Here is a 9655-nt window from a genome sequence, read left to right on the forward strand (position 1 = left end):
GACAAACCGAAATTCTGCTTTTTCAATTATAGCCATCCACCGAAAGTTTCAGACAAGGCGCGTCGCCGAAGACAGTACGCGGTTGTACGGCGAGGCGACGCAACACCGTATGAGGCTTTCGGTGGATAGCTATATTTGCTGCCCTCATCCCAGCCCTCTCTCGCTACGCGAGCAATGCTTGTCCCACAGGGAGAGGGAGTATATCGGCGGTTTTACTTGCTCCCGTTCACACAAGAAAACAGGTTTTCCCAGAGTCTAAACAGGATCTAAGCACCTGCTGCCCTTTGGCAATAACGCACTCGCACGAAAATACACTGCCCGCACCGCACAAAGAACATAACGGCAGAAAAAGCCCAAATATAAAATCCGCATTCCGAAAAAAACTGACAAAATAAAAATTCAGGCAAAAAACAAAAAACCATTCAGAAATACACCGAACAAATTGCACGCATAAAAAACAGATATATTTCCCCAAAATTGCCAAAAATACAGAAACCCGCCATTTCTTGACGCCACATTACCGCTCTTGCATAATCAAACCCCCCAAACATGGAGAACCTGCATGAAAAACCGACTGCCCGCCATCCTCCTCGTCACAGCCATTGCCCTACCCGTTACGGGCAACGCTCAAACCGCCGAACTCGTCAAAAACGAAAACGAAACCGTCTGCAACGAACTGCTGCAAAAAATCAACACTACCCCGGCATTCTTTCAGGAAGTTGCCAGCAAAGGCGATGCCTGGATACTGCTCGAATCCCCGCTCAAGCGCGAACACCTCGATCGCATCCCCAAATTCCTCTTTCTCGCCGTCGCTGGCGTGCATGACTCGCTCAACCAACTGGAAAAAGCCAACGACATCCTCAATCACAACCCCGCCTGCCAAAACTACAGCCACAGCAGCCCCACCGCCGCCGAATGCAACGCCGCGCTCAACCTGCCCGAATACCAGACCAGCACCCTGGAGCGCTACCAGCCCTGGCTGGATGCACCGGATTACGTGCTCTACCTCACTCCCACTCATTATTTCAGTGCGGAAAAAGACACCCACAAAACTATCAAGAAAGAAAACATCATCGGCTATACCAGCCGCCACAAACGCCAGGGTGATGACCCAAAACAGCCTGAATCCTTCTACTTCTTCACACATAACAGCCTCCCCGCCATAGAGGGACTTGCCGAAAACCTTTGGCGCGATTTTGGCCTCAAGCGCAGCAGCATCCCGGTGGACGTGCAGGGCAGAACCTACGACCTGAAAGTCGTCATCCATGACGGCGACAATCGTCTCTACCTGACCGCATACGTCCTGAACAAACCCAAAATACAGGCTGATGCGACATTGATTTGTGAAATTCGCAGCACGACCAATCCCGTGCAACCATGAACACTCTCCCTCCCCGCACAGCGGGGAGGCGTGGATAAAATATATAAAAGAAACCACGCAGCAACAGCCTCTGCGGTGAATGACGAATACCCCTGCATAATCTCATTATCCGGGCGGGAAAATTACTAAAAACCGAAAATCCGGTAAGATTGCCAATATTGCCTTGACGCCCAGATGCTTTTGCCGGAATAATCGCCTCATCTTAAAAATACACAAAACATCATCCATTCAGGGAAACAGGAGGAACGGATTGATGAGGAACAGCTCATGAAAGAAACCTGCATTGCCCGCAACACGCTTGCGCTGTTGTTACTCACCATCATCGTATTGTCGGCAAATGCCGGTCATACCAAGGAAGCGCGAAAAAGCCTAAAAACGCCGCAGCCCATACTTTACATCAATAACGTTGATGCTGTATGCCAAAAGCTGGTAAAAACCATTAGTGATACCCCAAATTTTTTTGATAATTTCCTGAAAAAAGGGGACGCCTATATCTTGTTGGAATCTCCCTTCAAACAGGAAAAAGTGGAAGAAATCCCGCCTAATTATTTTGCTATAACAGCCTTTCTTAATGATTCGTTAAAAACCTTGTCTCAGGCAAGCCATTCTTTTTTTTCTCATTGTAAAGATAATACGGATGCACCAGAAAAGTGTAAAAGTTTTTATGCACTAAACAGCCTGAGGGGCAGACCTGCTACTTATTTTGATAAATGGCTAGAAGCCGCACCCAAAGATGGATTTTTTTATAGTATGCCTGTCCATTTTCAACATAATGAAACTGCAAAAAAAATGATGGGATACCTTTCACATCATGCCGCGGATGGACGGCAAAGTACATATCCCATAACACTGACTTATCCGGTTGATAATAACGGTATGCCGTCTCCAGGCATAAAATTAGGATTGGTGGAAGCGGAAGATTTTGAGTTTTATCGCATTCCTATAAATATGAATGAAATTATTTATGAAATGAAAATAGTCATAAATGCAAAAAATGTCAGAGATGAGGATATTAAAAAATGGGAAAAAAACTACTTTCTTCATGAAATTGATTTGCTGGAATTTATAGGTACAGAAGGCTTAATTAGTATTGAAACCTGTAATGCCGTTTTCTTTCAACCCAAGAGGTAGATAACTATGAGTAACCATATTACACTCAACAGAATCAATGATAAAACCAAATTCTTTAGTGAATTTCGTAGCAGGATGTCCATTATAGAAGGCAATGATAAATTTGTTTATTTTGATGGAGCGGGTAATGCGACCACAGGAATTGGTTTTAACCTAAGGGATAAAGGTGTTGTTGATATACTAATAGCAACACTGGCCAAAAAATACGAGACACCCACAACTACCGATAATAATGGCAATATTACGCATTATAACGGTATTGAAGTCGATGATCTAAATTTTTCCAGCCATATAATAGCAACTAAAAATGTTAATGAACAGATCAATATTAAAGACAACATTAAAACCTACTGGAATGATGTCCGGGTAAAATTAAGTCCTTATTATAACAAGGATACCGAAGATGCAAAAGAGGCTGTAGAAAATATCAAAAAAGAACCTTTTGACCTGTCTAAAATAGACGATAATTTTATAAATGATGTCTTTGATAAAATTGCTAGCAATAAATTAAAAGAATTGAATGATAACCTTGTTGGGAAGGATGCAAATGGCAAGGATAAAGATTATAATCTTTTTAAAGGCGATAATTATTCCTATGAGCGGCTTGCGTTGTTATCCTTACGCTACAATTCGGTAACAGGCACCAGGGATGTGATTGGTGAAAATCTGAAAAACGCCCTCGCCGAAGGCGACCGCTTCAGGGCATGGTTTGAAATTCGCTACAACAGCAACAGTAGTCATAATGGAATTAATCAGGACGGCATCCAGAAGCGCCGCTATTATGAAGCAGAAATGTTTGGTCTGTTTGATGTGAAGAATGAACCAAGTAGTCGTGAAATACGACATATCCTGGATACATTGGGCAAGCGCGTTCCGGGGAACAACTCCAAATTGACATACGCACAAAAAATCTCGGAGGTTGAGCGTGAATTTGAAGCACAAATAAAAAGTGCCAAAGAAGATGTGGTATTTAATACATTACCCGGCGTAACAGATTTGAAATATGTCAGCGAAGTCTTTAAGCCTCTAGCAAATGAAATTTTACAGCGTTATCTACCGGAACACCTGAAAGGAATTATTAAGACAAGCGATATTAATGGGCAGGTCTTGCCGGGAATAACCGATAAAGATGGCAACATTGCCATACGGGATTATCCGGAACGAAAAGAAGGTAATAAGACAATTTCACCTGTAAAAGATGATACCAAAACCAACTTGCTGATAGCAATTGCTGAAGAGCAGATTGACAATAGCGGAAATGTCATTAAGGGTAAAGACGGTAATTCGACATTTGCCCATAAAGAAAACCATTTTATTGGTGGTGCTGATAATGACATCATGATTGGCGGCGACCATACAGATGTTATGGATGCTGGCAATGGTAAAAACATTATGATTGGTGGTGGCGGTAACGACACGTTAAATGGTGGAGATGATGATGATGAATTGATAGGTGGCAAAGGAAAAGACATTCTTAAAGGCGGAAAAGGAAAAGATAGATATACCTTTGTTGATATTGACGACATTGATGAAGATATAATAGAAGATCCTGATGGTGGCCAATTAAAAATTGGCCATAGAGAAATGCCATTTAACAACCTCAAATTTAAAGGCGGAGATGAATGGGAATTTGATAAATATAAATGCCGGTTAATAAAAACTGGCGAATCAGAAAATGGTAATTTTATTGCCGATCTTCAGATTTCAGTACAAGAAAGAACAAAAACAAAAATATTTACAATAAAAAACTGGAAATATAGCGCTATCCCCGGAGCAGATTTTGATAATAGTGGCACTGCTGATGACACTTCTTTTGAATTGCTTAGCGGTACATTTGGCATTACCCTGAAAAGACCCACAGGGTTTGCCACGGCGTATCGCCTTGAGGGCGATCAGGTCGCGCCGTTCAAATCCGATGGCAAGACGTATAACTGGGAAGCTACGCAATGGAACTACGAAAACGGACGGTTGATCGGCGGCAAGAAAGAGGCAGGTTTTAATGATGTGCTGCGCGGTACGGAAGGACGCGATTATATCCGGGGCTTTGGCGGCAATGATGCCATTGAGGGTGGTGCAGGCCGCGATGTTTTGGAAGGCAGCGAAGGTGGTGATCTGCTCGTTGGCGGTTATGGCTCGGATTATCTCTATGGCGGTAATGGCAATGATGTCCTCTTTGCCACCGGTAGGCTGGAAACAGATCTGAAACGGATACGGGCAGGGGAAACTGCCAGCAGTTCTATGAATGGACTTCCTCTATTTACAGATGGCTCGGTTTGGGGGGCGTATGGCTATAAAGTTGTCGGAGTTATATCCGGTCTTGATACGGACTCGGATTCCGTGCATAAAACTGATGAGACCAATACCCGTGGTGATACTTTGGTTGGCGGACAAGGCAAAGATACTCTGGTAGGCAGTCAGGAAAATGATACCCTTTATGGTGACGAACAGAGTCCCGCTTCTCAGGAGGACAAAAGCCAGGGAGATATTGATACTATTTATGGCAAGGGTGGCAATGATGTAATTTATGGCGGCCCCGGTGATGATGTCTTGTGTGGAGACGGCGATACGAATGATGTAGGAACTTCAAATTCCTATTTCACCAAAATGCCCGATGATGCGCGACCCGGTAACGATATTATTCATGGAAATGCCGGTAATGACACCATTTTTGGTTGTGAGGGTAATGACATTGTCCATGGCGATGAGGATGATGATATTTTGCGCGGCAACGATGGTAATGACTATCTGGATGGTGGCGAAGGCAATGATACGGTTTGGGGGGATAATGGCGACGATATGCTGCATGGTGGTGATGGCGATGACTGGCTGAGTGGAGATCATGCCAGAATAGACGATTTAGGTACGAAAACCGGTAATGATATTATCTATGGTGGTGCCGGAAAGGATACGCTCCTGGGTGGGTACGGAAATGACCAATTACATGGTGGTGACAATAATGACCACTTATTTCCCGGTCCTGGCAATGATTATATGACCGGAGGCACAGGCAATGATGTCTTCCATATTTACCGGGAAGGCATGGAACACAAGGTTATTTCCGATTTTGGTGATTGGGATGTCATTTTCTTGCGGGATACCCGGCTGGACGATTATATGTTGTCGCAATCGGGCAATGATTTGTTGATGACACTGAAAAGCGGCGAGGGTCAGCTTCTCGTAAAAAATTATTTTTCTTTGGCACCCGATGCACCGAGTTCCATTGCCGAGATGGGCGGGCAATCGCTGTTGCAGCCACAGGAAATTTTTAACCGTATCAAGGCGCAGGCGCCGCAATCCGGCGAAGAACAGCCGCAGGATGAAAATGCGGATTCTGCTGTCGCGGATAATGCCGCACAGCCGCAAGCAGAAGATGCTGCTGCCGATCAGGAGCATCATGCTCAACCGGAGCCGCCGACTGCGGCATTGCAGGAATCTGCCCCGCCGCAACCGCTGATGTCGGCGGAAGGCAATCCGTTTGCCGCCGCATCGCCCGTGATGGAGCCGCTGCTCAATCTGGATCATGCCCATGCGGGTAGCCGCGATGCGCATTCGCCCGCAGCGGATATGACACCCTCGCTTACGCTGCGCGATGAAATGCAACTGCCGCAGTGGAGCGATTTGCTCGCCGACACAGGCGAACACGCAACGCTGGTTGCGCCATTGACTGCTCATGCACCGTTGCATGAGCGGCACGATGACGAACACCACGCGCCCGCCGATGCGACACTCCGGCACGCGCCGCTTGCAGACAGCACGCAGCATTTGCTGGATCACTGGCAGCATCAATCCGGGCTGTTGTAAGTCGTCGTCCTGTAAAAAATCCCGCCTGCGTGCGGGATTTTTTATGGCAGCCTTGCCAAAAATATACATACACCAAAGCGGCAAACCTGTATGTAAACCTGCAAACCCGCGCCGTTGCCGCGTTTTGTTACACCAGTTGCAAAAACGCGGCGAAGTCCTTATGATGAAAGATGAAATTCACCTTAACAAAAGGACATTTCATCCCGCCAAACCCGTAATGGAGACCCGCCATGCACCACCCTGCCCAATCCGCCGTGCTCGCGGCCGCCATCCTCCTTGCCTGCCATGCTCACGCGCAAGAAAGCGAGAACCTGCAAACCATCACCGTCAAGAGCGACCGCGACAACACCCGCACCGAGGACGTCAATTCCTACACCACCTCGGCGATGCGCACCACCACCGGCCTCACCCTCTCGCCGCGCGAAACGCCGCAGTCGGTGAGCGTCATCACCAAAACGCAGCTTGACGACCAGGGGCTGACCACCATCGAAGACGCGCTGCGCACCACCACCGGGGTGAACGTCACCCGCCACGGCACCCGCACCGTGTACCAGTCGCGCGGCTTCTTTATCGAACAAATCGAAGAAGACGGCATCAGCAACACCATCGGCGCGCCGGGCGTCACCGGCAACCCCTTCCGCGACCCGAAACAGCAAATGGATTTGGCGCTCTACGACCACATCGAAGTGGTGCGCGGCGCGACCGGGCTGACCCAGGCGAACAGTGAACCGGGCGGCACCATCAACGCGGTGCGCAAAAAACCGACCGACAACACCCAAATCCGCGCCGATACCATTGCTGACCGCTTCGGCAAAGTGCGCGCCACTGGCGACGTCTCCGGCACGCTGAACGAACCATGGGGCTTGCGCGGCCGCGTCGTTGCCGTCGGCGAACACGACGACAGCTTCAAGCGCCACGTCGATGGCAGCAACGGCCTGCTCTACGGCGTACTCGACCAAAAACTGGGCGACAACACCAAACTCACCCTCGGCGGCTACTACCAGAACCAGCACGACACCCCCGACCCGAACGGCCTGCCGCTCTCTGAAGATGGCAGCGACCTGCGCCTGCCGCGCAAAACCTTCCTCGGCGCCAACTGGAACGAAGGCAAATTCCGCAAACGCGGCGCCTTCCTCGAACTCGAACACGAAATCAACGACGACTGGCGCGTCAGCAGCAAACTCGACTACAAACGCACCAACGCCGGACAGAACTACGCCTCACTCGCCGGCGGCGGCAAACTCGGCGGCGGCGCGAAAAAAGACGGCACCCTGCCGCTCGATGGCATCGAACACTACGACCACAGCGGCAAACAGTTCGCCTTCCAGACCAACCTCAACGGCAGCTTCAACGCCCTCGGCCACAGCCACGACCTCTTCCTCACCTACAGCTACAACCGCGAAAAAACCGACGTGCGCGGAATGTCGATGAATACCAACGACGCCAAATACAACATCTATACCTGGCGTGGCGACGAAATCCCGCGCCCGGACTGGACGCACCCGGACGACCGCAACAGCAGCAACAATTACTACACCACGCACGGCATCAGCGGCGGCCTGCGCATCAACCCGACCGACAACCTGCACCTCCTCGCCGGCACGCGCTACACCCACTGGAAACGCAACTGGGGCTGGTATTACGACCTGAGCGACGGCAAAGCCGACAGCCGCGCCGACCGCATCATCGACACCAGCAAAAGCCGCTTCGTGCCGTACCTTGGCGTCACCTACGACCTTGACCCGCACAACAGCCTCTACGCCAGCTACACCAGCATCTTCAAATACAACAGCAACGTCAGCAAAACCGGCGGCAACCTGCCCGCGACCCTCGGCAACAACATCGAAGTCGGCTGGAAAGGCGAATGGTACGACGGCGACCTGAACGCCACCGTTGCCCTCTACCAAATCAACCAAAAAAACACCGCCGTCAATAGCGGCAAACGCCTCGATGACGGCAGCAAACGCTTCTACTTCGAGCCGATGACACTAAAAAGCCACGGCGTGGACGCCGAAATCAGCGGCAAACTGACCGACGCCTGGCAAATGTTCGCGGGCTACAGCTACAACACGCGCCAATACACCGCAAGCATCGGCAGCATCGAAAAAGGCAGCAGCTTCAACAAACAGACGCCGAAACATATGCTGCGCCTCTACACCAGCTATCGCCTGCCGGGGGCGGCCGAAAAATGGACGGTCGGCCTCGGCATGAGCACGCAAAGCAGCACCAGCAGCGGCTGGGACGTGAAAAACGGCGGCCACACCCTCTGGAACGCCAACGTGCAATACAAACCGACCAAAGACCTCAACATCGGCGTCGCCATCAACAACCTCACCGACAAACGCTACTACGAAAACCACGGCATCCGCGCACACGGCTGGGGCAACTTCTACGGCGAACCGCGCAACGTCATGCTCAGCGTCAAGTGGGAGCTGAAATAACGCCTTCCCTTTGCAGGACGGAGGGGCGTAGGGTGGGGCTTGACCCACCACCACACTGCAACCGCCACCGAAACCCGCGCCGTTCTGCCCCTCCCCCGTGGGGGCGGGGCGGGGTTAATCATTACCGCCGCCGATGCTGTTTTTGGGCGACCCACATAGGGGCGGTTAGGGCGAAGCCCGTAACCGCCCGCTAGTTGATCAGCTCCCTCCCCCGTGGGGGGGGCTGGGGTGGGGTTACTGGCGGTGCGCACGGTGTTGCCAAATAAACGGGTGGAGCAAGCCCCACCCTGCGCGCTGGCGAGGATTTATGCCCCCTCCCCTGCAGCGAAGCGCAGCGGGCGGGTTCCCACGCAAAATGCGGGCGCATTTTGCGTGGGGCCCGGGGGAGGGCTGAGGTGGGGGTAGCGATATTTGTCGCTACACCAAGAGCGGATTGAAATACCGCCCGTTTACATACACCAACCCCGCTACCCTGTATGTAAACTGCCGCCATTGTTGTCTCGGCGGTGGGGCAAGCCCCACCCTACAGGTTCTGCGGACGGAGCTGGTCGGCGCAGGCGCTGCAACCGTCCCTACGAAAACCATTTACATACACATCGAGCGCTCAGGTGTATGTAAACGGATTGCTGAACAAACAGCGGGGGTATTGTCAGTAATGTTACCCCCTCCCCATCCCTCCCCCGCTGCGGACACTGGCGCATCCTGCAGGGGAGGGGGTTGATTGGCGGCAGGCGCTGCAACCGTCGCCGAAACCCGCACCGCTACGCTCCCTCCCCCGCAGGGCGAAGCCCGCAGCGGGGGAGGGTTGGGGTGGGGGTAGCGATATTTGTCGCTACACCAAGAGCGGATTGGGTGGTGTCCTAAAATGTATGCTGCCTCAAACAAATCCGTAGTTGATATA

The 9655-nt window shown here is 50.7% G+C and carries 4 protein-coding genes; all 4 read left to right on the forward strand.

All coding sequences use genetic code 11. The features are described from left to right. The first annotated feature begins 562 nt into the window (after positions 1 to 562). Entirely contained in the window at positions 563 to 1381 is an 819-nt protein-coding gene (locus ACO54Z_RS12870; protein WP_485997373.1) for a hypothetical protein, read from the forward strand. 267 nt (positions 1382 to 1648) lie between these two features. Next, a complete protein-coding gene (locus tag ACO54Z_RS12875) occupies positions 1649 to 2512 on the forward strand; it encodes a hypothetical protein (RefSeq protein ID WP_485997374.1) in 864 nt (287 codons plus the stop codon). Positions 2513 to 2518: 6 nt separating this feature from the next. Beyond that, positions 2519 to 6313 (forward strand): calcium-binding protein, encoded by a 3795-nt coding sequence (locus ACO54Z_RS12880; RefSeq protein ID WP_485997375.1) that lies wholly within the window; start codon positions 2519 to 2521, stop codon positions 6311 to 6313. A gap of 230 nt (positions 6314 to 6543) precedes the next feature. Continuing rightward, positions 6544 to 8754: a TonB-dependent siderophore receptor gene (locus ACO54Z_RS12885; protein WP_485997376.1), complete on the forward strand. Its 2211-nt coding sequence runs from the start codon at positions 6544 to 6546 to the stop codon at positions 8752 to 8754. Positions 8755 to 9655: the final 901 nt, after the last annotated feature.

This window comes from Cardiobacterium sp., assembly GCF_057314735.1.

Coding starts and splice junctions, on each gene's coding strand:
- ACO54Z_RS12870 (WP_485997373.1), top strand. CDS start 563: ATGAAAAACCGACTGCCCGCCATCCTCCTCGTCACAGCCATTGCCCTA.
- ACO54Z_RS12875 (WP_485997374.1), top strand. CDS start 1,649: ATGAAAGAAACCTGCATTGCCCGCAACACGCTTGCGCTGTTGTTACTC.
- ACO54Z_RS12880 (WP_485997375.1), top strand. CDS start 2,519: ATGAGTAACCATATTACACTCAACAGAATCAATGATAAAACCAAATTC.
- ACO54Z_RS12885 (WP_485997376.1), top strand. CDS start 6,544: ATGCACCACCCTGCCCAATCCGCCGTGCTCGCGGCCGCCATCCTCCTT.